This window comes from Streptomyces callyspongiae, from assembly GCF_047200695.1.
Taxonomy (GTDB): Bacteria; Actinomycetota; Actinomycetes; order Streptomycetales; family Streptomycetaceae; genus Streptomyces.
Genome location: NZ_JBJZOM010000009.1, coordinates 149,796 through 176,406 on the forward strand (window position 1 = coordinate 149,796; position 26,611 = coordinate 176,406).

Annotated in this window: 24 protein-coding genes and 1 riboswitch; of the genes, 16 read left to right on the plus strand and 8 right to left on the minus strand. The window is 72.9% G+C overall.

Annotated features, from left to right (window positions below; all coding sequences use genetic code 11):
- Window positions 1–100: 100 nt before the first annotated feature.
- From ACL06G_RS11090 to ACL06G_RS11110, 5 genes are all read left to right on the plus strand, one after another.
- The gene (locus ACL06G_RS11090; protein ID WP_412785653.1) at window positions 101–1,060 is read left to right on the plus strand and encodes a hypothetical protein; all 960 of its coding nucleotides are present in this window, start codon (window positions 101–103) and stop codon (window positions 1,058–1,060) included.
- Window positions 1,061–1,175: 115 nt separating this feature from the next.
- Window positions 1,176–1,469 carry a hypothetical protein gene (locus ACL06G_RS11095; RefSeq protein ID WP_412835804.1) on the plus strand — a complete coding sequence of 98 codons (294 nt, stop codon included), beginning with the start codon at window positions 1,176–1,178 and terminating at the stop codon, window positions 1,467–1,469.
- Between the two features lie 357 nt (window positions 1,470–1,826).
- The gene (locus ACL06G_RS11100; RefSeq protein WP_412835805.1) at window positions 1,827–2,711 is read left to right on the plus strand and encodes a GH25 family lysozyme; all 885 of its coding nucleotides are present in this window, start codon (window positions 1,827–1,829) and stop codon (window positions 2,709–2,711) included.
- Window positions 2,712–2,848: 137 nt separating this feature from the next.
- Window positions 2,849–3,514 (plus strand): peptidoglycan recognition protein family protein, encoded by a 666-nt coding sequence (locus ACL06G_RS11105; protein WP_412785650.1) that lies wholly within the window; start codon window positions 2,849–2,851, stop codon window positions 3,512–3,514.
- Window positions 3,515–3,607: 93 nt separating this feature from the next.
- Complete coding sequence (locus ACL06G_RS11110; RefSeq protein ID WP_412835806.1) at window positions 3,608–4,888, plus strand: polysaccharide deacetylase family protein; 1,281 nt, start codon at window positions 3,608–3,610, stop codon at window positions 4,886–4,888.
- A 19-nt stretch (window positions 4,889–4,907) separates the two neighbouring features.
- On the opposite strand, the gene ACL06G_RS11115 is transcribed toward ACL06G_RS11110, so the two are convergent.
- The 4 genes from ACL06G_RS11115 to ACL06G_RS11130 form a co-directional block, all read right to left on the minus strand.
- Window positions 4,908–6,263 carry a NupC/NupG family nucleoside CNT transporter gene (locus tag ACL06G_RS11115; protein WP_412835807.1) on the minus strand — a complete coding sequence of 452 codons (1,356 nt, stop codon included), beginning with the start codon at window positions 6,261–6,263 and terminating at the stop codon, window positions 4,908–4,910.
- 111 nt (window positions 6,264–6,374) lie between these two features.
- Entirely contained in the window at window positions 6,375–7,451 is a 1,077-nt protein-coding gene (locus ACL06G_RS11120; RefSeq protein ID WP_412786825.1) for a prenyltransferase/squalene oxidase repeat-containing protein, read from the minus strand.
- Window positions 7,448–8,203 carry a class I SAM-dependent methyltransferase gene (locus tag ACL06G_RS11125; protein ID WP_412786826.1) on the minus strand — a complete coding sequence of 252 codons (756 nt, stop codon included), beginning with the start codon at window positions 8,201–8,203 and terminating at the stop codon, window positions 7,448–7,450. Before ACL06G_RS11125 ends, ACL06G_RS11120 begins: the two co-directional genes overlap by 4 nt.
- Window positions 8,204–8,260: 57 nt before the next feature.
- Window positions 8,261–9,634 carry a glycosyltransferase family 4 protein gene (locus ACL06G_RS11130; protein WP_412786827.1) on the minus strand — a complete coding sequence of 458 codons (1,374 nt, stop codon included), beginning with the start codon at window positions 9,632–9,634 and terminating at the stop codon, window positions 8,261–8,263.
- A 281-nt stretch (window positions 9,635–9,915) separates the two neighbouring features.
- Between ACL06G_RS11130 and ACL06G_RS11135 the strand changes: the two genes are divergently transcribed.
- From ACL06G_RS11135 to ACL06G_RS11175, 9 genes are all read left to right on the plus strand, one after another.
- Window positions 9,916–10,575, plus strand: coding sequence for a TetR family transcriptional regulator (locus ACL06G_RS11135; RefSeq protein WP_412786828.1), 660 nt, complete (start codon window positions 9,916–9,918; stop codon window positions 10,573–10,575).
- Window positions 10,570–10,689: riboswitch (cobalamin riboswitch) on the plus strand. Its footprint overlaps the gene before it by 6 nt.
- Before the next feature lie 233 nt (window positions 10,690–10,922).
- Window positions 10,923–12,206: an SCO2321 family membrane protein gene (locus ACL06G_RS11140; RefSeq protein WP_412835808.1), complete on the plus strand. Its 1,284-nt coding sequence runs from the start codon at window positions 10,923–10,925 to the stop codon at window positions 12,204–12,206.
- On the plus strand, window positions 12,206–12,910 hold the full coding sequence (locus tag ACL06G_RS11145; protein WP_412835809.1) for an SCO2322 family protein: 705 nt from the start codon (window positions 12,206–12,208) through the stop codon (window positions 12,908–12,910). The genes ACL06G_RS11140 and ACL06G_RS11145 overlap by 1 nt, the downstream gene beginning before the upstream one ends.
- A 13-nt stretch (window positions 12,911–12,923) precedes the next feature.
- Entirely contained in the window at window positions 12,924–14,177 is a 1,254-nt protein-coding gene (locus ACL06G_RS11150) for a CbiQ family ECF transporter T component (RefSeq protein ID WP_412786831.1), read from the plus strand.
- Window positions 14,174–15,994 carry an ATP-binding cassette domain-containing protein gene (locus ACL06G_RS11155; RefSeq protein ID WP_412835810.1) on the plus strand — a complete coding sequence of 607 codons (1,821 nt, stop codon included), beginning with the start codon at window positions 14,174–14,176 and terminating at the stop codon, window positions 15,992–15,994. Before ACL06G_RS11150 ends, ACL06G_RS11155 begins: the two co-directional genes overlap by 4 nt.
- On the plus strand, window positions 15,991–16,878 hold the full coding sequence (locus ACL06G_RS11160; protein ID WP_412786833.1) for an ECF transporter S component: 888 nt from the start codon (window positions 15,991–15,993) through the stop codon (window positions 16,876–16,878). Before ACL06G_RS11155 ends, ACL06G_RS11160 begins: the two co-directional genes overlap by 4 nt.
- Before the next feature lie 52 nt (window positions 16,879–16,930).
- Window positions 16,931–17,542 carry a TMEM175 family protein gene (locus ACL06G_RS11165; RefSeq protein ID WP_412786834.1) on the plus strand — a complete coding sequence of 204 codons (612 nt, stop codon included), beginning with the start codon at window positions 16,931–16,933 and terminating at the stop codon, window positions 17,540–17,542.
- A 35-nt stretch (window positions 17,543–17,577) separates the two neighbouring features.
- A complete protein-coding gene (locus ACL06G_RS11170) occupies window positions 17,578–17,910 on the plus strand; it encodes an antibiotic biosynthesis monooxygenase family protein (protein ID WP_412786835.1) in 333 nt (110 codons plus the stop codon).
- 227 nt (window positions 17,911–18,137) lie between these two features.
- Entirely contained in the window at window positions 18,138–18,806 is a 669-nt protein-coding gene (locus tag ACL06G_RS11175) for an HAD-IA family hydrolase (RefSeq protein WP_412786836.1), read from the plus strand.
- 38 nt (window positions 18,807–18,844) lie between these two features.
- Here ACL06G_RS11175 and ACL06G_RS11180 read toward each other — a convergent pair whose 3' ends face one another.
- The 4 genes from ACL06G_RS11180 to ACL06G_RS11195 all read right to left on the minus strand — a co-directional run bounded on the left by ACL06G_RS11180 (window position 18,845) and on the right by ACL06G_RS11195 (window position 22,521).
- Window positions 18,845–19,507, minus strand: coding sequence for a potassium channel family protein (locus tag ACL06G_RS11180; protein ID WP_412786837.1), 663 nt, complete (start codon window positions 19,505–19,507; stop codon window positions 18,845–18,847).
- The gene (locus tag ACL06G_RS11185; protein ID WP_412835811.1) at window positions 19,500–20,870 is read right to left on the minus strand and encodes a TrkH family potassium uptake protein; all 1,371 of its coding nucleotides are present in this window, start codon (window positions 20,868–20,870) and stop codon (window positions 19,500–19,502) included. The genes ACL06G_RS11180 and ACL06G_RS11185 overlap by 8 nt, the downstream gene beginning before the upstream one ends.
- Window positions 20,871–21,003: 133 nt before the next feature.
- Window positions 21,004–21,591 carry a TMEM165/GDT1 family protein gene (locus tag ACL06G_RS11190; protein ID WP_412786839.1) on the minus strand — a complete coding sequence of 196 codons (588 nt, stop codon included), beginning with the start codon at window positions 21,589–21,591 and terminating at the stop codon, window positions 21,004–21,006.
- A 213-nt stretch (window positions 21,592–21,804) separates the two neighbouring features.
- A complete protein-coding gene (locus ACL06G_RS11195) occupies window positions 21,805–22,521 on the minus strand; it encodes an ABC transporter permease (protein ID WP_412786921.1) in 717 nt (238 codons plus the stop codon).
- A 169-nt stretch (window positions 22,522–22,690) separates the two neighbouring features.
- Here ACL06G_RS11195 and ACL06G_RS11200 point away from each other — a divergent pair, with 169 nt between their 5' ends.
- Together ACL06G_RS11200 and ACL06G_RS11205 are read left to right on the plus strand one after the other, a co-directional pair.
- Window positions 22,691–24,394, plus strand: a complete 1,704-nt coding sequence (locus tag ACL06G_RS11200) for a DUF7800 domain-containing protein (protein WP_412786840.1) — start codon at window positions 22,691–22,693, stop codon at window positions 24,392–24,394.
- A 221-nt stretch (window positions 24,395–24,615) separates the two neighbouring features.
- A complete protein-coding gene (locus ACL06G_RS11205) occupies window positions 24,616–26,556 on the plus strand; it encodes an FAD/NAD(P)-binding protein (protein ID WP_412786922.1) in 1,941 nt (646 codons plus the stop codon).
- Window positions 26,557–26,611: the final 55 nt, after the last annotated feature.

Below are 26,611 nucleotides of genomic sequence, written 5' to 3' on the forward strand. Positions count from 1 at the left end.
CCGGGGCAGTCGCGCACGGAGCGCCGGAGCCCGCCCGTACGATGGTGCTCGCCCCGGCAGACGTACCAGGCAACACGACACACCGACTAAGGACCCCACGTTGAACATCCGCTCGCTCACACGAGGCGACGGTGCGGTGGCCGGAGCAGCGCTGCTGCTGCTCATCGCCTCGTTCCTCGACTTCTACGCAATCGACTGCGGCGGCAACTCGCTCTGCGAACAGAACGTTCCGAACGCCTGGGACACGGACCGCATGGGAGTGATCCTGGCGACGGTCTTCCTGCTCGGTGTGATCTCCGCCGTGCTGATCGTCGTCGGCCGCCTCATGCCGCAGGTGAAGTTCGGCGGTCTGTCACTCTCCCAGTGGGGAGTCCCGCTCACGGTGGCGGCGTTCTGGAGCTCGCTCTGGTCGTTCGTCGTCGTGCCCGACAACGTCGACTACGGGGCGGGGTCGATCGTGGCGCTGCTCGCCACGCTGCTGCTCGCCGCAGCCGCCGTGCTCACCGAGCAGGTGCCTGCCCTGAAGGCGGGTCTGCTGCCCGCCGGAGGCCCGAAGCCGTCGCCGTACGGGCAGCAGCCGCAGGGCGGTTACGGCTACCCCGGCATGCAGGGCGGCCAGCCGCAGCCGTACGGGCAGCAGCCGCCGGGGGGTTACGGCTACCCCGGCCCGCAGGGCGGCCAGCCGCAGCCGGGCATGCCGCAGCAGGGCCAGCCCGGCATGCCCCAGCCGGGGATGCCGCAGCCGGGGATGCCGCAGCCGCAGGCCGCGCAACCGCACGGGGGTGCCCAGCCGCAGGCCGGTCAGCCGCAGCCGCAGCCGGCTGCTCAGCCCGGCACGGCGGGCGGCGGTGCCCCGTCCCCGGACTTCCAGCCGTTCTGGTTCGCCGTTCCGGTCGCGCGTCCGCTGTTCCCGGAGGACGGTTCTCCCAACCCAGTGGCCGAACTGGCCCCGGGCACCTGGTACCTGGCCGTCGACCAGCGCGGACAGGCCCTGGTGGCGCAGACGCAGGACGGCCGCCGCGGCGTCCTGCAGGACACCTCCGGCATCCAGCGGGGCTGATGCCGCCGCATCGATCCCCGTGACGGCGCCCTCCACCCACGGGTGGAGGGCGCCGTCGTCAACGCAGGCGTGTCCGGACCTGTTTGGGACAGCGGATTCCGGTTATCCGTTCGTTATGTCAGCCGCACAGAGACGATCCGGCATCGGTACGGCAGGGGTCGCGGTACAGGTCCTGGCGGACATCCTCGCCGGGATCATCGGCCTGTGGATTCTGCTGTACCTGTTGCACGCCAACCCGGCGAACGATCTGGTAGCCGCCCTGCACGACGCCGCGCACTGGCTCGCCGGCTGGTCCTACGACCTCTTCCCGATCGGCCAGGACTGGCTCCGCGTACTGGTGAACTACGGCATTGCCGCAGTCGCCTACCTAGTGATCGGCCACGGCCTCGCCGTCCGCCTCCGCTCCTGAGAGAGCACTCCCCCGGGAGTACTCACCCCGGCCGACCGACCGCCGGGCCGCGCCCCACCCCCCACCGCGGCCCGGCGGTCGCTCGTCAGGACGGCTTCGGGCCATCCCGGACAGTCCGTGGCGTTCTCGGAACCCCCGGAGCACCCCAGAACCGGACGGATCACCTCCGATTCGCTGCGGCCACATCCGCCGCTTTCCCGGTGCTGAAAGTTTTCGACACCCGCACTCCCCTGCCAAGGCTTTTACGGGAAGCCACAGGTGGAGACCACAGAAATTCGGTGGCAACCGTTTACACGACTGCCATGGATGCCATTCCTTGAGTGACGCGCACACGTCAACACACTCCAGGAGGCAGACATGCTCTCGTACAGACCCGGCTCGTCCCGCCGTCGCACCCGTACCGCCACCGTCGCCGGCACCCTCGGCGCGCTCCTCGCCCTGCTGATCGGCTCGGCGGGCACGGCATCCGCAGTCCCGAGCCCGAGCGGCGCCCCGGCCGTCAAGGAGGGGCAGGCCTACATGGGTGTGGGCCAGGAGATCCACGGCGCCCCGGAGAGCTCCGCGCCGTCGGGCGGCATCCTCGGGCAGACCGACGGTGTGCAGGGCATCGACGTCTCCCACTGGCAGGGCTCCATCAACTGGAACTCCGTGCGCAACGCGGGCATCGACTTCGCGTGGATCAAGGCCACGGAAGGGTCCAGCTACGAGGACTCGCAGTTCAACACCAACTACACGAACGCCTACAACGCGGGAGTCATCCGCGGCGGGTACCACTTCGCACGCCCCGACGTCTCCAGCGGCACCAACCAGGCCAACTTCTTCGCCTCGAACGGCGGTGCGTGGTCGGCGGACAACCTCACACTGCCCGGGGTGCTCGACATCGAGCACAACCCCTACGGCGCCATGTGCTACGGCAAGTCCACCACCCAGATGCGCAACTGGATCTCGAACTTCTACAACACCTACAAGAGCCGCACCAGCCGTGACGTGGTGATCTACACAACCGCGAGCTGGTGGAACACCTGCACCGGCAACTGGACCGGGATGTCCAGCAAGAGCCCGCTGTGGGTGGCGCACTGGACGACGGCGAGCTCCCCCACCATTCCCAACGGCTTCCCCACCTGGACCGTGTGGCAGTACACGAGCACCGGAAGCGTCGCGGGAGTCAGCGGCAACGTCGACCGCAACAAGTTCAACGGGAACCGGTCCCGTCTGGTGGCCCTGGCGAACAACACGGCCTGACCTGACACCCGGACGGGGGCAGCCCGCCCGGCCCGACCACCGGGCGGGGCCCCCGGGGTGGAACAGCGTGACACCCCGGTCCGCCCCACCGCACGACACCTCCCCAGCAGCCACCCCCCACACCTTCGGGAGCGACCATGACGTTGCCTCAGCCCTCCCGCCGCCTGCTGATCGCCGGAGCGGCCGGTCTCGCCGCCGCCACCGCGCTTCCCGGTACCGCCCGGGCCGCCGGCCGGAGCAGCGGCTTCACCGTGGAGCCCGATATCGACAGCACCGCGGAATGGGGCGCCAGGCCGGCGCAGTACGGCGTCGACATCCTGAACAAGCGCCCGACGAAGATCATCGTCCACCACACCGTGGGCGAGAACACCACGGACTTCTCCCGTGCTCAGGCCCACGCCCACGCCCACTGGGTCCAGGACCTGCACATCGACGACAACGGATGGACCGACACCGGCTACCACTTCGTCGTCAGCCGGGGCGGATGGATCACGGAGGGCAGGCACCGGAGCCTGGAGACCCTCTACGGCGGAACGAGCTTCGTGCAGGGCGCCCACACCGCGGGCCACAACACCGAAGCCATCGGGATCGCCAACGAGGGCGCCTACCACGACGGCGCGACACCCCCCGACGCCCAGTGGGAAGTCCTGGTCGTCCTCTGCGCCTTCGTCTGCGAGCAGTACGGCATCTCCCCCGACGAGCTCTACGGCCACAAGGACTTCGGGCAGACCCTCTGTCCCGGGATCATCCACGACATGCTGCCGCAGCTGCGCAGCGAAGTGGCCGCACAGATGGCCCAGTAGCGCCCGGACGAGCACCCGGACACCCCATGGCTGGCATGCCCACTACACTCCTGGAATTCCTCGCCCTCGCCACCCCGACGTAAGGTGCCCCACGTGTCCGCCATCCCCCGCTGGGCCGCACGAACCGCCGTACTGACCGTGGTTGTCGCGACACTCGGGTTGGGCACGGACCTCGTCGGAGCGGGCACGGGCCCCCAACGCTCCACGACGCCCGGCACTGCCGGCCACCGGGACGCCGAACCTCCCGTCGCCGACGGGCCGGGGAAACCGGACGACGAGGCGCCGCGGGGCAGGCCGGAGCGGCAGGTGAGGGTCCTGGGGGACGGATCGACCGCGGTGACCGGGCGTCAGCCGAACCAGCCCGTCCCCGCCCGCCTGGCCCCCGGCGAGAAACCCCCGCAGTTCGTGGTGTTCTCCTGGGACGGCGCGGGCGAGGACGGCAACCGGCTGTTCTCCCGCTTCCGCCGGCTGGCCGCCGAGCACGACGCGTCGATGACCTACTTCCTCAGCGGCCTCTACGTCCTGCCCGAGGACTCCCGGGAGCGCTACCACCCGCCCCGCCACACCGCGGGCGCCTCCGACATCGGATTCCTCAACGACGACCACATCCGCGCCACCCTCGAACAGCTGCGACTGGCCTGGCTCGACGGCAGCGAGGTCGGCACCCACTTCAACGGCCACTTCTGCGGCACCAACGGCGCACAGGACTGGACGAGCGACGAGTGGAAGAGCGAGATCCGGCAGGCGAAGTGGTTCGTCCAGCACTGGCGCACCACCACCGGCTTCACCGGCACCCCACCGCTGCCCTTCGACTACGACGCCGAACTCGTCGGCGGCCGCACGCCCTGCCTGGAGGGGCGGGAGAACCTGCTGCCCGCCGCCGCGCAGGCGGGTTTCCGCTACGACTCCAGCGGCAACGGCACCCAGGTCTGGCCGGACAAGGAGCAGGGCCTGTGGGACCTGCCGCTCCAGCACATCCCCGTGCCGGGGCGTGCGTTCGAGACGCTGTCGATGGACTACAACTTCCTGGCCAACCAGTCCGGCACCGTCAACGGTGCGCCGGCGAACCGGCCGACGTGGCGCAAGCAGTGGCACGACGGGTTGATGCAGGGCTTCCGCCGCGCCTACGACGGCAACCGGGCCCCGATGATCGTCGGCAACCACTTCGAGCAGTGGAACGGCGGCATCTACATGGACGCCCTGGAGGACGTCATCACGAAGGTGTGCTCCCTGGAGGACGTCCGCTGCGTCTCCTTCCGCCGGCTCGTCGACTGGCTCGACGCGCAGGACCCCGAGGTCCTCGCCCGGCTCCGCACCCTCGGAGTCGGCGAGAAACCCGCCGAAGGCTGGGAGGAATTCCTCGCGGGCGGGTGACCGGAGGAGGGCCCAGCCGTCAACCGATGAAGATCCCGGCGATGGCGGCACTCATCAGGTTCGCGAGGGTGCCGGCGAGGACGGCGCGGACACCGAAGCGCGCGATGTCACTCCTGCGGCGGGGGACGAGGCTGCCGAGTCCGCCGAGCAGGATCGCCAGGGACGAGAAGTTGGCGAACCCGGTGAGCGCGAACGTGACGACGACCACCGTCTTCGGACTGAACCGATCGGCCTGCGGACCGAAATCGGCGAACGCGACGAACTCGTTCAGCACCAGCTTCTGGCCCACGAAGCTGCCCGCGTCCACCGCTTCGGCCCACGGCACGCCGATCATCGACATCACCGGGGCGAAGACGTAACCGATCAACTGCTCGAACGAGGCGTCGGGATGACCGAACCAGCCTCCCACCTCACCGAGCAGCAGGTTGAGCAGAGCGATGAGCGAGATGAAGGCCAGCAGCATGGCGGCGATGTTCAGCGCCAGCCGCAGGCCTTCCGCCGCACCCCGCGCGGCGGCGTCGATGACGTTACGCGGGTGCTCGTCCTCCGACGCGTCCACCGCTGTGCCGGCGGCGACAGCTGCCGCCGTGACCCCGCCCACCTCGCTGCGGTCTCCGCGCGCGGCGTGCTCCGGAGCGGCGTGCCCCTCGTGGTGGTGATGCATGTGGTGGGTCCAGTCCTCACCCTCGGTGTCGGCCCGCGCGCCGGTCACGAGTGCCGGTTCCTCGGTCTCCGGCATCACGATCTTCGCCATCAGCAGCCCGCCCGGCGCCGCCATGAAACTCGCCGCGATGAGGTACTCCAGACGGGCTCCGAGCAGCGAGTACCCCACGAGCACGGTGCCGGCCACCGTCGCCAGGCCACCCACCATGATGGCGAACAACTCGGACGGAGTGGTCCGTGCCAGGTACGGACGGACCAGCAGCGGGGCCTCCGTCTGTCCCACGAAGACGTTCGCTGCCGCATTCAACGACTCGGTGTGGCTGGTCCCCAGGGCCAGCCGCAGCGCCCCACCGATCACCTGCACGATCTTCTGCATGATCCCGAGGTGGAAGAGGACCGCCACCAGCGACGCCACGAAAATGACGACCGGGAGCACCTGCAGCGCGAAGACCGTTCCCTCACCCTGGACGAGACGGCCGAAGAGGAAGTCGATGCCGTCCCCGGCGGTGCCGATCACGGCATTGACACCGGCGGAGAGCCATTCCAGCGCCTGGGCACCGGCGTCCCAGTAGAGGACGAGCGCGGCCACCCCGAACTGGAGCCCGAGTGCTCCCGCCACCGTCCGCAGACGGATGGCACGCCGGTCCGTGGACAGCGCCACCGCGATCAGGAGCAGTCCCGCCATCCCACCGAGTCCCCAGAGCACGTCCATGCCTCGTCGACTCCTTGTCGTCCCGTCTGCGGCAGACCTGTCGGAGTCGACACTGCCCCACGCGGGGCCGTGAGCAGGGGAAGCGCGCCAGGGCGCGTCGTCGAGAAGGGGTCAGCAGCAGTTCGGCGCCAGACCGGTGGGGAGGGCGTCGGCCCCGAACACGGCGGAGGTCGCGGGGTCGCCTCCGAGCGCGGCCACGGCGAGCAGCACGGAGCCGGCGGTCCAGGTGGTCTGCTCCTGCGGCCAGACGGTGCGGTCCTCGAAGACGTACCCCGTCCAGTACAGACCGTTGTCCGCGCGGAGATGGGCCATCCAGCGCAGCACGTCCACAGCACGGCCGGTGTCCCCCACCGCCCAGAGGGCGAGCGCGAGTTCGGCGCTCTCACCTCCGGTCACCCAGGGGTTCGGCACCACGCAGCGGACACCCAGTCCGGGCACGACGAAGCGGTCCCACCCGTCCGCGAGGCGCCGGTGCGCCTCCCGGCCGCGCACCGCTCCCGCCAGGACGGGGTAGTACCAGTCCATGGAGTAGCGGTCCTTGTCGAGGAAGCGTTCGGGATGCCGCCGCACGGCGTGGCCGAGCCAGCCGGCGGCGAGTTCCCAGTCGGGCTGCGGTTCCGCGCGGTGCTCGGCCAGCGCCAGGGCGCACCGCAGCGCATGGTGGACCGAGGAGGAGCCGGTGAGAAGGGCGTCGTCGACGGGCGTGCCGTCGTCCTCGCGTTTCCAGCCGATCTGCCCGCCGGGCTGCTGCAGGCCGAGGACGAAGCGCATGGCCCGCGAGACGACGGGCCACATGCGGTCGGCGAAGGCGTCGTCGCGGGTGCTGAGGTAGTGGTGCCAGGTGCCGACCGCGACGTAGGCGCAGAAGTTGCTCTCCCGCGAGGTGTCCGTGGGGCGGTCCGCGTCGCCGTCGGCGTAGGCCGCGTACCAGGACCCGTCGGGGAGTTGATGGTCGGCCAGCCAGCGGTAGGCGGCCTCCGCGCGGGCGTGCTCGCCCGCCGCGTCCAGCGCCATCGCGGCCTCGACGTGGTCCCAGGGGTCGAGGTGGTGGCCGCGGAACCAGGGGATGGCGCCGTCGGCCTTCTGATGGGCGGCGATGCCGTGCACCGTGCGGCGGGCCTGTTCCGCGGTCAGGACTCCCGGAAGCGCGAGGCGCCCGGTGCGCCGGGTGTGTTCGGGGCTCGTCATGCCTCGGCTCCCCCGGGAGTGCCCGTCGTGCCCGCCGGACGGTGGGGTTTGGTGGCGTAGGCGACGAAGCTCTTGCCGATCAGCGGGTCGAGGGCGCGCTCGGCGAGACGTGTGGCCAGGGGGCGCTTCATGATGTCCCACACCAGCATCCGGTGGTAGGCGCGTACGGGCAGCGCCCTCTCGTTGTCCACGCCGAACGCGCACTTGAGCCACCAATAGGGCGCGTGGAGCGCGTGCGCGTGGTGCGTCCCGTACGGGCGGAGTCCGGCTTCGCGCATGCGCGCGAGGAGGTCGGTGGCGCGGTAGATGCGGATGTGTCCGCCTTCGACCTGGTGGTAGGCGTCGCTGAGTGCCCAGCACACCTTCTCCGGGCCGTAGCGCGGCACGGTGACGGCGATGCGTCCCCCGGGGCGCAGCACGCGCACCATCTCGGCGAGGACGCCTTTGTCGTCGTGGATGTGCTCCAGCACCTCCGAGATGATCACGACGTCGAAACTGTCGTCGGGGAAGGGCAGCGCCCGGGCATCGCCCTCCATCGCGGTGGCGGTGGCGCCTGCCGGTGCCTCACCGGCTTCCTCCATCGCGGCGAACCAGCCGGCGACCTCGCGGATTTCCTCCGTGCTGCGGTCCAGCGCCACGACCCGTGCACCGCGCCGGTAGCACTCGAAGGCGTGCCGGCCGGCACCGCAACCGAGGTCAAGGACCCGGTCGCCCGGTGCGAGCGGGAAGCGGGAGAAGTCGACGGTCAGCACGGGTTGCCTCGGCTTTCGGCGGTGGAGGGGCGGAGCGGGCCGCGCAGGGCGGCGGGGTCAGCGGACGGTACCCGGGGAGGCGGCTGCGGACGGTTCGGCCCCTGCGCTGCCCGCACGGGCGGCCAGCGCGGCCCGGTAGTGCTCGACGGTGCCGCGGGCCGCCTGTTCCCAGGTGAACCTCCGCAGCACGCGGCGCCGCCCCGCGGCACCGATCCGGGCGCGGAGGGAGGGCGAGGCGAGGAGTCGGCCCAGAGCCGCAGCCAGTGCCTCGGAGTCCCCGGGCGGCACCGCGAGGCAGGAGTCGCCGTCGGCACCGGTCACTTCGGGCAGCGCGCCTCCCGTGGTCGCCACCAGCGGCGTGCCGGTGGCCATGGCCTCGGCGGCGGGGAGGGAGAAGCCTTCGTACAGCGACGGGACGCAGGCGACCTGGGCGCCGCGGAGCAGGTCCGCGAGTTCCGCGTCGCTGATCCCCTTGACGAACTCCACCGCGTCCTCGAGTCCGTGGCGCCGCAGCGCCTCGGCCACCGGGCCGTCGGCCGGACGCCGTCCGACGACGACGAGGTGGGCGCTCGGGGTGTCGTTGCGGACGCGGGCCAGAGCCTCGACCAGGTGCACGAGCCCCTTGAGCGGTACGTCGGCACTGGAGGTGGTCACGATGCGGCCGGGCACCTCGGGCACCGCGGGGTCGGGTGCGAACAGCTGTGTGTCGGCGCCGATGTGCACGACGTGGATGCGGTCGTCGCTCACTCCCAGGTGGTCGCCGATCTCCCGGCGGGAGGAGCCGGAGACGGTGAGCACCGACGGCAGGCGCCGTGCGACGCGGCGCTGCATGCGGGTGAAGCCGTACCACCGGCGCACCGAGAACCGCCGGCGACGGCTCCCGGCGGCTTCGAGTTCGAGGCGCCGGTCGACGGTGATGGGGTGGTGGACCGTGGTGACCAGGGGCAGGTCGTACCGGTCCAGGCCGAGCAGCCCGTACCCCAGGGTCTGGTTGTCGTGGACGAGGTCGAACTCGTGGCGGCGGGCGGCGAGATGCCGGCGCGCGCGGAGCGAGAAGGTCAGCGGCTCGGGGAAGCCGCCGGTCCACATGGTGCCGACCTCGAGGAGGTCGATCCAGTCGCGGAGCTCTTCGCGGCGCGGGGTGCGGAACGGGTCGGGCTGCCGGTACAGGTCGAGGCTGGGCAGCTCGGTCAGCGTGACGCCTTCGTCCAGTTCCGGGTACGGCTGCGCGCCGATCACTTCGACACTGTGCCCGAGTCGGGCGAGCTCCCGGGAGAGGTGGCGCACGTAGACCCCTTGGCCGCCGCAGAACGGGTTCCCCTTGTAGCTGAGGAGGGCGATCCGCAGGGGCCTGCCGCCGTCGGCGGCGACCGGAGCGGCCGGCAGCGCAACAGCGCTGTTCCTGGCGTCGTGCACGGCCTCTGCGGTCATTCACGACCCCCTTCTTCACTGCACCGTCGCCGGAGCGTATCCGCTCGCGCTAGGCTGGAACAAGTTTCAGGAATACCATCCCGGAGCACCGGCGGACCGGCACCCGACTGAATCTACCGGCGAGTCACTTGGTGTGAGGCGGTGTCGCCGCGTGATGCGCACCACGAGGGCCGGAAGGCGGTAGGCGGAAACCCGCACGAGGACCGGGTTGCGGACGCAGGACGAGACAGTCGCCTCCCGCGGCGGGAGCGACCGGAAGGCCCGCTGAGGGGGAAGGGCAGTTGACGAAGCACACGAAGCCGGGCGCGGCCCCGCACACCGCCCGGCAGACGGAACGACGCCGGCGCATCCTGCAGGCGACGGCACGACTCGCCCGCCGCGGCGGCTACGACGCCGTGCAGATGCGGACCGTCGCCGAGCAGTCCGAGGTCGCCCTGGGCACCCTCTACCGCTACTTCCCCTCCAAGGTGCACCTGCTCGTCGCCACCATGCAGGACCAGCTCGCACAGCTGCACACCACGCTCCACCGGCATCCCCCCGCGGCACCGGACCCCGCTTCGCGCGTCACCGAGACACTCATGCGGGCCTTCCGGCAACTGCAGCGCGAACCCCTGCTCGCCGACGCCATGGTGCGGGCACTCAACTTCGGCGACCGTTCCGTGTGCACCGAGGTCGACGCCGTCTCGCGCCTCACCACGGCGCTCGTCCTCGACGCGATGGGCACGACGGAACGACCGTCGCCGCAGCAGCTGTCGGCGGTCCGGGTCATCGGTCACACCTGGCACTCCGCGCTGGTCGCCTGGCTCTCCGGCCGCTCCTCGATCGAGCAGGTGACCGCGGACATCGAAACGGTGTGCGCCCTCATCGCGCCGCGGTCCCCGTCCCCGGAGACAGGCCACGCGGCGGGGACGGCCCCGGGGCCGTCTGGACAGCCCCGCTAGAGTGGGCGCGGAAGTGAACGCCTTCGGTCCGGGGGAAGCCGGTGCAAATCCGGCGCTGACCCGCAACCGTGAGGGCGTCCGTGCCCGTCGGCCCGCTGCTCCTCCGGAGCACGCGCAGGACGGGCACGGGCCCCGAGCCGGAGCACCCGGCCGCAGGCAAGGCTCCCGGAGCCGCCGACCGTCCCCCGGGACGTACCGGCGTCCCCGGCACCGCCGAGGTATGCGGAGCTGAGCCCGGTGTGCCACCGCACGGTGCGGAACGCGTGCGGCGGGCGGCCGCGCGCGGCTGCGTGGACCGCCCACCGCGTGATCACGCCCGTGTGATCGCTCACCGAAAGGCAACTGTCATGTTCCTGCGCCGCAGCGCAGCGGCCCTCGCCGCCGGCACCGTCCTCTGTGCGGTAGCAGCCCCGGCGGCAACCGCCGTCCCCCGTCCCGCCGTCGCCGCCGACAAGAGCAAGAAGGCCACGGACCCCGGCCTCCACGGCACCGCGGACCCCACCTACGACGGGGTGTGGCGGCAGTCCCTCGCCCTGCTGGCACAGGACACCGCCGGTGTCGCACCGTCCGGCACGGCCGTCGACTGGCTGGACGACCAGCAGTGCGCCGACGGGTCGTTCACCTCGTTCCGCCCCGACACCTCCGAGCCGTGCGGACCGAAGACCCCGGCCGACACGAACGCCACCGCCGCCGCCGTGCAGGCACTCGCCGCTCTCGGCGGGCAGGACGAGCGGGTCGGCAAGGCCGTGGACTGGTTGAAGTCCGTCCAGAACGACGACGGCGGCTGGGGATTCAACCCCGGCAGCCCCTCCGACGCCAACTCCGTCTCCGTGGTCGTCGGCGCCCTCGGTGCCGCGGGAGAGGACCCCGCCGGGGTGACCAGCGGAAAGAACGGCGCCTCGGCGTACGACGCGCTGCTCGACTTCCGCCTGGGCTGCGACGCTGACGAGGCCGACCGGGGCGCGTTCGCCTACCAGCCGGACAAGAAGGGCGGACTGGCACCGAACGCCGACGCCACCGCCGCGGCCGCCCTGGCCGGCCGGGGCGAGGGCTTCGTCGTGGAGCCGGGCGGCGGGAAGAGCGACGGCGGGCCGGCGAAGGCCTCCTGCCAGGACGCCGTCGACGACCCCGCTGCCGCCGCCGACCACGGCACCGCCTACCTGGCCGGAGTCCTGCGGAAGAACGACTGGCACCTCACGTCCGCGCTGCCCGGCTCCGAGGACCAGCCCGACTACGGCAACACCGCCGACGCGGTCATCGCCCTGTCCGCAGGTGGCCGCGACGAGGACGCCCGCTCCGCCCTGGGATGGCTGAAGAAGCACGTCGACGACTGGGACGCGTCCCAGGACTCGCCCGCGGCACTCGGCCAACTCGTCCTGGCCGCCCACTCCGTCGGAGCCGACCCCCGCGACTTCGGCGGCGTCGACCTGGTGCAGCGGCTGAACTCCACCGGCCCGAAGCCGGCGGGGACCACGCAGCAGCAGCCCGCCCCGGGGGCCCAGCAGGCACAGGAGGCCCAGGAGAGCGAGGACTCGGACGGCACCTGGCAGACCCTGTCGGTGGTGGGCGCGTTCCTCGTCGCCGGAGTCGGCATCGGCATCCTGTTCAGCGGCCGCCGGAAGAAGGCCTGATGCGCGGCCGGCTGCCGACCGGCCCGCACCGCAGCACCGCCCCCGGCACGGGACGCGTCCTGGCCGGGGCGGTGCTCGCCGCCGTGCTCGCCGTGCTGTGCGCCGCGCCCGCCCAGGCCACCGGATACCGGTACTGGTCCGTCTGGGAGCGCGACAGCGGCTCCTGGCGGTACGCCACCCAGGGCATCGCGACACTGCGCCCCGTCGACGGCGACGTGCTGGGCCTGCGGTTCTCCGTCAGCGAGGACTCCGGCGACGGGGCGAAGCCGCGCGGCGAGACGGAGTTCGCCGCGATATGCGGCAGCACCGAACCCCGCGGGGGAACCAAGCGGATCGCGCTCAGCATCGACCCCGGCACCGCAGCGGACGCCCCGCAGGGCGAGCGGCCACCGGAACGCCGGACGGCCTGCGCCCGCGTGGACGAGGACGCCACCGCCGGCGAAGCCCTCGCAACCGTCGTCGAACCGCTGCGCTACGACTCCTCGGCGATGCTCTGCGCCCTCGCCGGATACCCCGAGAAGGGCTGCGGCGAGCAGGTCTCGTCGAACAAGAAGCCCGACGGTGCGGCGACGCCGAACACCTCCGGGGGCGACACGGAATCCCCGGACGACGAGGGCTCCGGTGCGGGAGTCGCCGCGGGCATCGCCGCCTTCGTCGCCGTCGCGGGCGCCGCGACGTGGCAGGCCCGCCGCAGGCGGCCCTGAGACCGGCCCGCCGATGTCCGCCCGACAGGAACACCCCCACCCGCACGCGCCGGCCGCACCACGGCCCGCGGTGGTGCCGCGCCACACCCTCACCGCCCTGCGGGCGCCGGAGGCCACCCGGAGCAACGCCCTGCACGCCGGAGCCTGGTGGCTGTGGGCCCTGGGACTCGCCGTCGCCGCGTCGCGCACCACCAACCCCCTGCTCCTGCTGCTGCTCGCCGCCGTCGCGGGATACGTGGTCGCCGTACGCCGCACGGACTCGCCGTGGGCACGCTCCTACAGCGCCTTCCTCAAGCTCGGACTCCTCGTCCTGACGATCCGGCTGGGCTTCGCCTTCGTCCTCGGCACCGGCGTCCCCGGCACCCATGTCCTCGTGGACCTGCCCGAAGTACCGCTGCCGGACTGGGCGCAGGGAGTACGCCTCGGCGGCAGGGTGACGGCAGAAGGAATGCTCTTCGCCCTCTACGAAGGGCTGCGGCTCGCGACACTCCTGGTCTGCCTCGGCGCGGCCAACGCACTCGCCAACCCGGCACGCCTCCTCAAGTCCCTCCCGGGCGCCCTCTACGAAGTCGGCGTTGCCGTCGTGGTCGCCATGACCTTCGCACCCAACCTGGTAGCCGACGTCCTGCGCCTCCGCGCCGCCCGCCGGCTGCGCGGCCGCGAGGACCGGGGCCCCCGCGCCCTGATCGGAATCGGGCTGCCCGTCCTGGAGGACGCCCTGGAACGCTCCGTCGCGCTGGCCGCCACCATGGACACCCGCGGGTACGGCCGGACCGCGCACGTACCGCGCACGGTCCGGCACACCACCACAGCACTCACCCTCGGCGGACTGCTCGGCGTCTGCGCCGGCAGCTACGCACTGCTCTCCGCGACGGGCACCGGATACGGAACGGCCCTGCTGGTCGGCGGAACGCTCGCCGCACTCGCCGGGCTGTGGCTGGGCGGCCGCCGCAGCGTGCGCAGCCACTACCGGCCCGACGCCTGGGGTGTCCGCGCGTGGCTGGTCAGCGCCTCCGGCGCAGCCGTCGGAACGGCACTGACGCTGGCGGCGGGCGCGCTGCCCGCCGCCCTCGCGCCCCCGGTCGTCCCGCCGTCCGTGCCGCCCCTGCCGCTGTGGCCGGCGGCCGCGCTGCTCGCCGGACTGCTGCCCGCCGTCGTGGCGCCCGCACCGCCCGACAGGCGACCGGTACCCCGCAGCAGGCCGGCCACCGCTCCCCGCCCCCACGCGCACCCCGCACCGCACACCCGCAAGGAGCCACCGCAGTGATCCGCTTCGAGCAGGCCGGCGTCACCTACCAGGGCGCGGAGCACCGCACGCTGCACGGCGTGGACCTCACCGTCCCGGAGGGCGAACTCTGCCTCCTGGTGGGCCCCTCGGGCGTGGGCAAGTCGACCCTGCTGGGCACCGTCTCCGGTCTGGTGCCCCACTTCACCGGAGGCACCCTGCACGGCCGGGTCACGGTCGACGGCCGCGACACCCGGACCCACCGGCCCCGCGAACTCGCCGACGTCGTCGGCACGGTCGGGCAGGACCCGCTCGCCCACTTCGTGACCGACACCGTCGAGGACGAACTCGCCTACGGCATGGAGTCCCTGGGACTTCCCCCCGCCGTGATGCGCCGCCGCGTCGAGGAGACTCTCGACCTGCTCGGCATCGCCGCGCTGCGCGACCGCCCGCTCGCGTCCCTCTCCGGCGGCCAGCAGCAGCGGGTCGCCATCGGATCGGTCCTCACCCCCCACCCGAAGGTCCTCGTGCTGGACGAACCGACGTCCGCCCTCGACCCCGGCGCGGCGGAGGAGGTACTGGCCGTACTGCAACGCCTCGTCCACGACCTGGGCACCACGGTGCTCATGGCCGAGCACCGGCTGGAACGCGTGGTGCAGTACGCGGACCAGGTGCTGCTGCTGCCCGCGCCCGGAGCGCCACCCGCGCTGGGCGACCCCGCGACCCTGATGGCACGGGCCCCGGTACGCCCACCCGTCGTCGAACTCGGCCGGCTCGCGGGCTGGTCACCTCTGCCGCTGTCCGTCCGCGACGCACGACGACGGGCCGCTCCGCTGCGGCAACGCCTGGCCGTGTCCGCCGACCCCCGCACGACCACGCCCGCACCACCCGAAAACACCGGACCGGACGGTCACCGGACAGCGCCGGTCGCGGAGCGCGGCGGGACCTCCTCCCGCACGACGCCGACGGCCGGCCCGGCACGACGGATGCTGCGCGCCCTGCTGCCGCCCCGGCGACGCCCCGCCCCCGGCGGGACGGCCCCGGGCACCGCAGACGGCCCGGGCGCTCCGCCGGCCGACGGAGGCACCGCCGTCGCCGCGGCGCACGGCCTCGCCGTCCGCCGCGGCCGCACCGAGGTGCTCCGGCAGCTCGACCTCACGGTCGAAGCGGGCGAGACCGTCGCGCTGATGGGCCGCAACGGCGCCGGGAAATCGACGCTGCTCCGCGCCCTGGTCGGCATGCACGAACCCGCAGCCGGAACACTCCACGTCGGCGGCGCGGCACCCCACCGCACACGGCCGTCCGCGCTGCTGCACCACGTCGGGCTCGTCCCCCAGGACCCGCGGGACCTGCTGTACGCCGACACCGTCGCTGCGGAGTGCGCGGCCGCCGACAAGGACGCCTCCGCCGCCGCCGGCACCTGCCGGGAGGTCGTGGAACGGCTGCTCCCCGGGGTACCCGCGGACGCCCACCCCCGGGACCTCTCCGAAGGGCAGCGCCTGGCCCTCGCCCTGTCGATCGTGCTCACCGCCGCTCCCCCGCTGCTGCTCCTCGACGAACCCACGCGCGGCCTGGACTACGCCGCCAAGACCCGGCTCGTCGCTCTCCTGCGCGGACTGGCGGCGGACGGCCACGCCATCGTGCTGGCCACGCACGACGTGGAACTCGCCGCCGAACTCGCGCACCGCGTGGTGATCCTGGCCGACGGCGACGTGGTCGCGGACGGCCCGTCCTCCGAGGTCGTCACCGCCTCCCCCGCGTACGCCCCGCAGATCGCGAAGATCCTCGCCCCGCAACGCTGGCTCACCCTCGGCCAGGTCCGCGACGCCCTCACCGTCTCCGCGGGGGCGACCGGATGACGGGCGGCGGAGCGCGCAGCGGAACGCCGGACGGCCTCGCCCGCCCGATCGGGCTCGGGCCCCGCTCGGTGACCGCCCTGGCACTGATCTCGGCCATCGGAGCGGTCGCCCTCTCCTGGCCACTGTTCGCCGACACCCGGGCCGCGCCCTCCGCCGCGTCCGCCGGCGCCTCGTGGCTGTTCGCCGCGCTGCTGCCCCTGCTGATCGGCGTCGTCGTCGCGACGATCGCCGACACCGGGTTGGAGGCGAAAGCCGTCGCGATGCTCGGTGTGCTGGCCGCGGCCGGGGCGGCGCTGCGGCCCCTCGGCGGCGGAACGGCCGGCCTGGAACCGATGTTTTTCCTGATGGTGCTGTCCGGCCGGGTGCTGGGCCCGGGGTTCGGCTTCGTCCTGGGAGCGGTGTCGATGTTCGCCTCCGCCCTGCTGACGGGCGGCGTGGGCCCGTGGCTGCCGTACCAGATGCTCTCCATGGGGTGGGTGGCGATGGGGGCGGGGCTGCTGCCCCGTCCTGCGACGCTGCGCGGACGCCCCGAGCGGTGGCTGCTGGCCGTGTACGGCGCCGTCGCGTCCCTGCTGTACGGCACAGCGATGAACCTTCAGGGGTGGACGCTGTACAACCGGGGCCTGCCACCGGCTCTCGCCTTCGAACCCGGCGCCCCCCTTGCGGACAACCTGTCCCACTTCACGGCCTACGTGCTCGCGACGTCCCTGGGCTGGGACCTCCCCCGCGCGGTGCTCACGGTCGCCCTCACACTGACCCTCGGCGGCAGCATCCTCACGGCGCTGCGCCGCGCGACCCGGCGCGCCGCCTTCGACGCCCCGGCCGCCTTCCGCGACGCGGCGGACGGGGCGCAGGCTCCTGCCGGACGGGGCGGGGCCGCCTGACACGACGTTCCGGCTCGCACGGCGCACACCGTGCACGTGCTACGAATCGCGCATGCGCGAGACGGTTCCGGGGGGCGGCGGTCCGGAGAGGGAGCACGTACCGAAGGGGCGGCTGCTCGCCCTGACGGACGGCGTGGTCGCCATCGCCATGACGATCCTGGTCCTCGACGTGCGGCTGCCGGCCCGGCTCGACGGACGGGAACTGGACGACGCGCTGGGCCATGTGGCCGCGCAGGTGTGGACGTTCCTGATCAGCGCCGTGGTCATCGCGGTGTTCTGGCGCGCCCACCACGCCGCGCTGCGGCGGGCGGAACGGATCGACCCGGCCCTGTTCTGGCTCAACATCGCGTTCCTGATCCTGCTGTCGCTCATCCCGTTCCCCACGTCGGTATTGGAGGACTACAGCGACAAGCCGCTGGGGCCGGGGCTCTACGGTGCGGTGATCGGTCTCGCGGCGCTCGCCCTCTACCTGATGGAGGTGCGCGTGGAACGGCGGACGGCCGCCGACGAGCGGCGCCGTGTCCCGCTGCCGGCGCAGGCGGCGGTCTTCCTCGGCTCCATCGGTATCGCCCTGGTCGCTCCCACGGCCGCGCTCTACAGCTGGCTCGCCAGCATCCCGCTGTCGCACCTCGCCAACCGGAGGGCATACCGCTCCCGTCGCTGACGGGGTGCCGGTGCGCGGTGGGGCACGATGGGCGCATGAGCATCGTGAAGATCAATGTCCTGACCGTCCCGGACGCGCAGCGGGAGACCCTCGAGCAGCGGTTCGCCTCCCGGGCGGGAACGGTGGAGAGCTCGGACGGCTTCGAGGGGTTCGAACTGCTGCGTCCCCTGGAGGGGACCGACCGGTACCTCGTCTACACCCGCTGGCGCGACGAGGAGTCCTTCCAGGCGTGGATGGAGGGACCGATGAAGGCGGCCCACCAGGGCGGCGGTGGCGGTGAGGGCGGGGAGCGTCCGCGGCCGGCGGCCTCCGGTTCCGAGGTGTGGTCGTTCGAGGTGGTGCAGCAGACCGGCCCGAAGGCGGACTGACGGACGGTTCCTGGCGGCGGTCGGTGGACCGGACTGGCGCGGAGGGCGGACTTCTTTGTATCTTTGAGAAACAAAGTGGTTCCGCCCGAGCCCCCGCACCATCCGACGAGGCCAGGGGGCGTCCTCGACCGGGAAAGGGCGGAACCACCTTGTTCCTGTTCCTGTCCAGCCCTTCTCCGTGTCCCGCACCTCCTCCGCCACCGCCCGCCGACGGGAGTCCGCGTTCCATGACCTCCGCCCCGCTCACCTTCCGCGCACTGCTGCTCGACATGGACGGGACACTGGTCGACTCGGACGCCGTCGTCGAACGGGTGTGGCGCCGCTGGGCGCAGCGGCACGGCCTGGACGCGGCCGAGGTGCTGTCCGTCGTCCACGGACGGCAGGGTTTCGCGACGATGGCGGCGCTGCTGCCGGACCGTCCGACCGAGGTCAACCACGCCGAGAACCGTGCGCTGCTCGCCGAGGAGACCGCCGACATGGACGGCGTGGTGCCGGTGCCGGGAGCCGAGACGTTCCTGGCGGCGGTGCGTGCGGCACCGGTGCCGCACGCGCTGGTGACCTCGGCCGACGCCGCGCTGTCCACCGCCCGCATGGCGGCGGCCGGCCTGCCGCTGCCGGGCGTGCGGGTAACGGCGGAATCGGTGAGCGCGAGCAAACCGGACCCCGAGGGCTTCCTGAAGGGAGCCGCGGAACTCGGGTTCCCGCCCGGTGACTGCCTCGCCTTCGAGGACTCGGCGGCCGGGGTGGCCGCGGCGAAGGCCGCGGGCCTGCGTGTCGTGGGGGTCGGTCCACGCGCCGCGGAGCACCGACCGGACCTGCTGGTGCCCGATCTGCGGACCCTCCGCCTCGAACCGGCCGCCGCCCGGGGCGTCTTCGCTCTTCGCACGGCGGACTGACGGCGGCGGACGGTACGCGCCGCCGCCGCAGGCCGGGTTCAGTTCCTGGCGGCGAACCGCTCCACGTCGTCGATCTTCCCGAGAACGAGGATCAGGTCCGAGTAGCTCAGCACGGTGTCGGGAGTGGCGTAGCTGTAGTCGCCGTCGTCGTGTTTGACGGAGACGACGGTCAGGCCGAACCGGCTGCGCACCCGCGACTCGCGCAGCGGCCTGCCGACGAGCTCCCGCGGGGGCCTGACCTTGACGATGGCATGGTTCTCGTCGACCTCGACGTAGTCGAGCATGCGCCCGGACACCAGATGGGCCACCCGTTCCCCCATGTCGTGCTCGGGGAAGACGACGTGGTGGGCGCCGATCCGGTCCAGGATGCGGCCGTGCTGCCGGCTGATGGCCTTCGCCCAGATGTCCTCGATCTCCAACTCGACAAGCAGCGACGTGGTCAGGATGCTCGACTCGATGTCGGTGCCGATGCCGACCACGGCCTTGGAGAAGTCCGGGACGCCGAGCTGCCGCAGCGCCTCCATGTCGGTGCAATCGGCGGTCACGGCGTGGGTGAGTTCACCGGACAGACCCTGCACCACCTTGGGGCGGCTGTCGACGGCCAGGACCTCGGTGCCGCGCTCGGTCAGCTCCAGGGCGAGCGCGCTGCCGAAGCGTCCGAGTCCGATGATGACGACGGGGTCGTCCCTGTGGTCAGCCAACGATGGTCCTTTCCTCGGGGAGTTCGTAGCGCCGCGCCCGGTGCCGCAGGGCCAGCGCGGAGGCGAGGGTGAGGGGGCCGATGCGCCCGATGAACATCAGGGCGATCAGCACTCCCTGGCCGGCCGGTGACAGGCCGTCGGTGATCCCGGTGGACAGGCCGACGGTGGAGAACGCGGAGATCGCCTCGAACAGCACGCGGTCCAGGCGGTAGCCGCTGAGGCCCAGCAGGACGAAGGTGGCGAGGAGGACCGCGGCGATGCCGACGAGCGCGATGGCGAGCGCCTGGCGCTGGTTGGTCTCCGGGATCCGGCGCCGCCCCACCCGGACACCGGGCTCGCCGCGTATCTCGGCCCAGATCACGAAGGCCAGCACCCCGAAAGTGGTGACCTTGATGCCGCCGGCGGTGCCGGCGCTCCCGCCGCCGATGAACATGAGGATGTCGGTGGCCATCAGGCTCTCGGGGCCCTGCTCCGAGGTGTCGATGCCGTTGAACCCGGCCGTCCTGGCGTTGACCGAGGCGAAGAGACCTGCCAGCCACTTCTGCCAGGTGGGCATGGGGCCCAGGGTTTCGGGGTTGGTGTACTCGGCGGCGGTGAGCACGAAGGTGCCGAGGAGGAGCAGGACGGCGGTGAGCGCCAGGGTGACGCGGGTGAGGACCGACCAGGTGCGCGGGCGCCGCCAGGAGCGCCGCAGTTCGAACAGCACGGGGAAGCCGAGGCCTCCGAGGACGACCGCCGCGGCCACGGTCAGCGTCACCCAGGGATCGTCCGCGTAGCCCATGAGGCTGTCGCTGTGGAGGGAGAAGCCGGCGTTGTTGAAGGCGGACACGGCGTGGAACAGCCCCTGGTAGAGGGCGTGGCCGGGCGTCATGGCGTGGCCGAGAGCGAACTCCGTGCCCAGTGCGGCGGCGAACACGATCTCGCTGCCGAGGCTGAAGAGCACGATGTTGCGCACCACGCGGCGCAGGTCCTTCAGGGAGAGGGCCTTGGTCTCCGCCTGGGCCAGCAGCCGGGCGCGCAGGCCCAGGCGGCGGGAGACGAGCACGGCGAACAGCGTGGCCAGCGTCATGATGCCGAGGCCACCGGCCTGGATGAGCACCAGGATGACGACCTCGCCGAACGTGGACCAGTAGTGCGGGGTGTCGACCGTGATCAGGCCGGTCACGCACACCGCGGACGTGGAGGTGAACAACGCGTCGAGGTAGGGGGCGCGCGTTCCCGACGCGGTGGCCACCGGCAGCGACAGCAGGCCGGAACCGAGGAGCACGGCGGAGGCGAACGCGACGGCGATCACCTGCGTCGGGTGACGCAGACCCCCCAGTCCCGGCGCCTGGCGGGGAAGCCCCGCTTTCCGTGTCAGCATCGCCCCTCGCCGTGGCTGGTCGGAGTCCTGGCCCCGGGCGGCGCGCTCAGGGCCAGGACACGGTACCCGCCCCGGCATTTCCGGCCGGACCGGGGCGGCCCGGACCGTTCCGGCCCGCCCCGCGCGACCGGACTCAGGAGGAGAGCGCCTCGTAGAGGCTCCACACGCCGAGGACGGCCATGACCGTAGCCGCGGCCTTCGTGACGAGCCGCAGCGGCACGTACCGCATCAGGGTGCGGCCGCCGAGGATGCCGAGGGCGGCCACCGACCACAGGGCGAGCAGCGCACCGGCACCGACCGACAGCCAGTCGTCGTACCGGGCGGCGAGGTTGGCGGTCATGATCTGGGTGAGGTCGCCGAACTCGGCGACGAGGATGAGGGAGAAGCCGCTGCCGGCCACCTTCCAGAACGTCTGGTCCTCGGGAGCCGCCGGTCCCGCTTCGTCCTCGGCGGCGTCCTTCCTGAACAGCAGCAGGGCGGCGCCCGCCAGGAAGAGCAGCCCGACGACCCCGTCGACCAGGCGGTGGGGCAGCAGGGTCAGGACACCGCCCGCGGCGAGGGCGAGCGCGACGTGCACGGTGAACGCCGCCGCCACACCGGCGAAGACGTAGGAGGCGCGGAAGCGGGTACCGAGCAGCAGGCCGGCGAGTGCGGTCTTGTCGGGCAGTTCCGCGAGGAAGACGACGCCGAACGCGACGGCTGCGGTGGTGAGGCTGAACATGAGCGGACGACTCCTGGCTCCGGTCGGGCTGCCGGAGCCGGAGAGGGCCGGGCAGCGCGCACTTCGGTCCGGCAGCATCGGGTGTACGGATGCTGCGGCCGAAGGTCTCGCCGGCGCGGCGGCCACCTTCCGGTGGGTTCGTCGCGCTCCGGGCGCCGGGGCGGCCGCACGTGTTCCGCGCGCCGCCCAGTGTGTCGACGGTCCGGCGAAGAGCTACTCCCCTTCAGACGTGCGCCACGGTACGCGATGGAGACGCCCGCGCGCCACGAGCTCCAGCACGACCGCGACCGCCACGGTCTGCGCGAACAGGAGAGCGAGCAGGACGAAGAGCTGCACCGCACCCGCCATGACCGGCGAGGCGCCGCCGAGCAGCATGCCGACGAACGCGCCGGGCAGCGTGACCAGGCCCACGGTCCGGGTCTGGTCGACGCCGGGCACGAGCGCTGCCGCCGCGGTCGGCCTGACGACCTCCAGGCGGGCGTCCCTGGGATGCAGTCCGAGGGAGAGCGCGGCCTCCACCTCGCCACGGCGGGTGTGCATCTCGTCGAGCATCCGGCGGCCCGCCAGGGTGGTCGCCGTCATGGCTCCGCCGATGAGGATGCCGGCGATCGGCACGAGGGCGATGCCCTTCAGCGGGACAAGTCCGGTGAGCAGCACGGCGGCAAGCACCGGACCGACGCCGGCGGCGATGGGTGCTGCCGCCCACCACCAGGTGCGGTTGGCGGTGACGCGCCGTCCGGCCGTCCGCACCGCGACCGCGTACATCAGCCCGACGAACCCCAGCAGCGTCGGCACCGCGCCGACGACCCAGCCGATGACGTAGGAGACGGCGGCGAGTTGGAGGGTGGCGCGCACGCCGGCGAGCGCGACCGCCCTGGTGTGGCTCCGGCCGTCGTCGTGCACGAGCCGGCTGAACGCGGCGACACCCATGGCGGCCAGGAACAGGCCGGCGAGCACGAAACCGAGTGTGGCGTTCACGGGCAGCAGGGCGTCGGCGGCGATCACCGCCTCAGCCTAGACTCGGCTCCACCGGCACTCGTGCGGGGCACCCCGTCGGCGCCGGCTTCCTGGTGGGTGCCGAGGTCGAGGAGGAGACCGGATGCCCGAGCTGCGTCTGGGGCCGCTGCTGCGCTACGTGGACGAGGACACCGCCACGGTCTGGATCGAGTCCGACCGGCCCTGCGAGGCGGAGGTGGTGTGCGGATCGGACGCCGAGCCGGGCGGCTGCCGGAACGCCGGTGGCAGCGCCAGGACCTGGCAGGTCGACGGGCACCACTACGCGCTGGTCACGGTGGTGGGCCTCGAGCCGGGCACCGTGACTCCCTACCGGGTGCTGCTCGACGGGGAGCAGGTCTGGCCGCTCGAGGACGGCGGACTGCCCGCTTCCACGATCCGCACGCTCGCCGCGGACGCCCCGGACGACGGCCCGCCGCTGCGGGTCGCGTTCGGCTCCTGCCGCTGGGCCGCCCGCCCGGCACGGAGTGCCCACGACCCGGTGGGCCCGGACGCGCTGGAGGCGCTGGCCCGGCAGGTCGCCGCGGGCGGCGAGACACCGGACGTCCTGCTGCTGCTCGGCGACCAGGTGTACGCCGACGAGACGTCCCCGCACCTGCGGGAGCGCCTCGAGCAACGGCGCGACCTCGACGATCCGCCGTGGAGCCAGGTCGCCGACTACGAGGAGTACACCGAGCTGTACTACGAGTCCTGGTTGGCGCCGCAGGTCCGCTGGCTGCTGTCCACCGTCCCGACCTGCATGATCTTCGACGACCACGACGTGATCGACGACTGGAACACCAGTGAGTCCTGGAGGCGGGACATCCGCGCCCTGCCGTGGTGGCGGGAACGCCTGCTGGGCGGACTCACCTCGTACTGGGTGTACCAGCACCTGGGCAACCTCTCACCGGGCGAGCTGTCCCGGGATCCGCTGTTCGCAGCGGTGCGGGAGGCGCAGGACGGGGCCGGCGTGCTGCGGGAGGCGGCGGAACGCGCCGACGAGGACCCGGAGTCGTTCCGCTGGAGCTTCCGACGCGACTTCGGCCGGGTGCGGCTGGTGATGACCGACAGCCGCGCGGCGCGCGTCCTGACGGAGCGGGAACGGTCCATGCTCGACCGCAGCGAATGGGAGTGGCTGAGCGACCAGATGCGCGAAGAGGGCTGCGACCACCTGCTCGTCGGCTCCTCCCTGCCGTGGCTGCTGCCGCCCGCCATCCACGACGCCGAGACGTGGAACGCGGCACTGTGCGCGGGGGCGCGCGGCGAACGCTGGGCCCGGTGGGGTGAGAAGCTGCGCCGGGCCGCGGACCTGGAGCACTGGGCCGCCTTCCCCGACTCCTTCCGCGAACTGGCGGAGCTGATCGCCTCGGCCGCTGCGGCGGAGAACGGGCCGGCCACCGTCAGCGTCCTGTCCGGCGACGTCCACCACGCCTACCTGGCGGAACCGCGGTTCCCGCGGCAGCACTTCCCCCGGCGGCCGACAGCGGCGGTGACGCAGCTGACGTGCTCGCCGATGCACAACAGCGTCCCCGCCTACATGAAATGGGGCTTCCGGCTGGGGTGGAGCGCCCCCGGCCGGTGGCTGGGGCGGCTGCTCGCCCGGCATGCGCGGGTTCCGCGGCCGCCACTGACGTGGCGCCGCACCGGTGGCCCGTGGTTCGGCAACCATCTGATGACGCTCGCCCTGCACGGGAGGTCCGCGCGGCTGAGCATGGACCGGGCGGAGTCCGTGAACCCCTCCGGGGACGGCGACGCACATCCGGTGTCGCATCTCGCGCGCGTGCTGGAGCGGGACCTGGAACGGCGCTGAGCAGCCGCGTGACTCTTCCCACACCTGCGCCCGATCCGCAGGGGAGGTCTTCGCGGGCCCGGGCGGGGCGGGCATGATGAGGCGGCACACCGCCGCGGCAGGCAGCGCCGCCGCAGGCACCGTGCAGCCGTATCGCCGAAGGACGTCAGCGTCCGACCGGGAGAAGACACGTGTCCGTCCCGCACGCCCCGCAGGTCCGGCATGCCCCGCGCAGCCGGAACCTGGAGCACCATCAGCCGGCCGCCTCCGGAGCCGCCGCGCGGCACTCCGTCGCCGTGGTCGGCGCCGGCCCGCGCGGCACGAGCGTCGTGGAGCGGTTGTGCGCGTCCGCGGCCGAACTCCTCGGCACCGACGACGAGCTGACCGTGCACGTCGTCGACCCGGAGCGGCCGGGCCCGGGACGCGTGTGGCGGACCGCACAGTCCGGCCACCTGCTCATGAACACCGTCGCCTCGCAGGTCACGCTGTTCACCGACGCCAGCGTGGAGACCGAGGGGCCGGTGCGTCCCGGGCCGACACTCCACGAGTGGTTCGAACGCGCACACCCCGGCACCCTCGGCCCCGACGACTACCCCACGCGTGCCCAGTACGGCGCCTACCTGGAGTGGGTGTTCGCCGAGACCCTCCACCGGGCGCCGTCCCGGGTGAGGGTGACGGTCCACCGCACGCGGGCGGTCCGGCTCGACGACGCGGAGGACGGGCAACGGCTGGAGCTGTCCGACGGCACGGAACTGCGCGGACTGGGGGCCGTGGTGCTCGCGCAGGGCCACCTGCCCGGCGCCCCCGGCCCGGAACAGCGACGCCTCGGCGCCTACGCCCGCGAGCACGGTCTGCGCTACGTACCGCCCGCCAACCCGGCCGACCTGGCGGGTGAACTGGCCGCGCTCGCACCGGGCGAACCGGTGCTGCTGCGGGGGCTGGGCCTGAACTTCTTCGACCACATGGCACTGCTGACCAGCGGCCGGGGCGGGCGGTTCACCTCGTCCGGGCCGGGCGGTGCGCTGCGGTACCTGCCGTCCGGCCGGGAGCCGCGGCTGTACGCGGGTTCGCGGCGCGGCGTTCCGTACCACGCGCGCGGCGACAACGAGAAGGGCGCGCACGGGCGGCACCGCCCACTGCTGCTGACGGAGCCGACAGTGCGGCGGCTGCGCGCCCGCGCGGAGAACGGCGACCCTCCGGACTTCCTGCACGACATATGGCCGTTGGTGGCCAAGGAGGTCGAGACCGTCTACTACGAGGCGTTGCTGGCGGAGCGCGCCCCGGACCGTGCGGCCGGAAGACGGGAGGCTGCCGACTTCCGTGCCGCCTTCCTGCGCGTGCCCCACGGCGACCCTGCGGAGTCCGCGCTGCTCGACGGGCACGGCGTGCCGGAGGACCGGCGCTGGGACTGGCACCGCCTCGCCCGGCCCTGCGACGGACTGCACTTCGGCGACGCCGCCACACACCGGGCCTGGCTGCTGGAACGGCTGCGCCGCGACATCGCCGAGGCCCGGCGCGGCAACGTGAACGGCCCCTGCAAGGCCGCACTCGACGTGCTGCGGGACCTGCGCAACGAGGTGCGGCTGGCCGTCGACCACGCGGGGATCGCCGGCACGTCCCGGCGCGACCACCTCGACCGCTGGTACACCCCGCTGAACGCGTTCCTGTCCATCGGCCCGCCGCGGCGGCGCATCGAGGAGATGGCCGCCCTGATCGAGGCCGGGGTGCTGGACGTACTGGGCCCCGGCATGACGGTCCGTCCCAGTCCCGAAGGGGGCGCCTTCGAGGCGCACTCGCCGGCGGTTCCGGGGGTGACGGTCCGGGCCTCCTGCCTCGTCGAGGCACGTCTCCCGGAACCCGACCTCCGCCGCACCGCGGATCGGCTGCTCGCGGGGATGCTGCGCGACGGCGCGTGCCGTCCGCACCGTGTCGGCACCTACGAGACGGGCGGGTTGGACGTCACACCGCGCCCCTACCGGGTCGTCGACCGGCACGGGACGCCGCATCCGGGCAGGTTCGCCGTGGGCGTCCCGACCGAGGGCGTGCACTGGGTGACGGCGGCGGGAGCCCGTCCCGGTGTGAACTCCGTAACCCTGACCGACACCGACGCCGTGGCAAGGGCTGTGCTGGCCACCGTGGGCCGGCGGGAGCGCGTCCGGGCGTCGGCCGTCGCCGCGGCGTGACGCGGGACGACACGCGCCGCTGCCCACGCCCCGGGCCGTCCGGGCGCATCGTCCG